The organism is Methanomassiliicoccales archaeon (genome assembly GCA_014361295.1).
In the GTDB taxonomy this organism is placed as follows: Archaea; Thermoplasmatota; Thermoplasmata; order Methanomassiliicoccales; family JACIVX01; genus JACIVX01.
The window spans coordinates 1-594 of the sequence record JACIVX010000115.1 but is presented as its reverse complement, the minus strand read 5'-3'; the positions used below and the strand labels follow the sequence as shown (position 1 = coordinate 594).

Here is a 594-nt window from a genome sequence, read left to right as displayed (position 1 = left end):
ATGGGTTCCCAACCCCTACGGCGGCCGGGAAAACCTCGATGCCATTCATTTCCTTCGCCGGTTCAATGAGGAGGTTTATCGGCGTTTTCCCGATGTCCAGACCTATGCCGAGGAGTCCACGGCCTGGCCCGGGGTTTCCCGTCCCACCTACGCCGGGGGTCTCGGGTTTGGGTTCAAATGGGACATGGGCTGGATGCATGATACTCTGGAGTACTTCCGGCTCGATCCGATCTACCGCAAATACCATCATGGGAAACTCACATTCCGCGGGCTTTACGCGTGGTCCGAGAACTTCGTCCTCCCCCTTTCCCACGACGAGGTGGTGCATGGAAAGGGCTCCCTTTTGGGTAAGATGCCGGGCGATCCCTGGCAGAAATTGGCAAACCTTCGGCTCCTTTTGGGGTACATGTACGCCGTTCCCGGAAAGAAGCTCCTTTTCATGGGCGGGGAATTCGCTCAAGAGCGGGAGTGGAACCACAATGGCGAGCTCGATTGGTGGCTCCTTTCCCGGCCGGAACACCGGGGGATTCAGCTTTGGGTGCGCGATCTAAACAAGTTATACCGAGAGGAGCCAGCTTTGCATGAGCTTGATTG

The 594-nt window shown here is 57.4% G+C and carries 1 protein-coding gene; it reads left to right on the top strand.

What is annotated here, in order from left to right; genetic code table 11:
- On the top strand, positions 1–594 hold a 594-nt coding region (locus H5T41_11470), incomplete at both ends, for a 1,4-alpha-glucan branching enzyme (GenBank protein MBC7109378.1).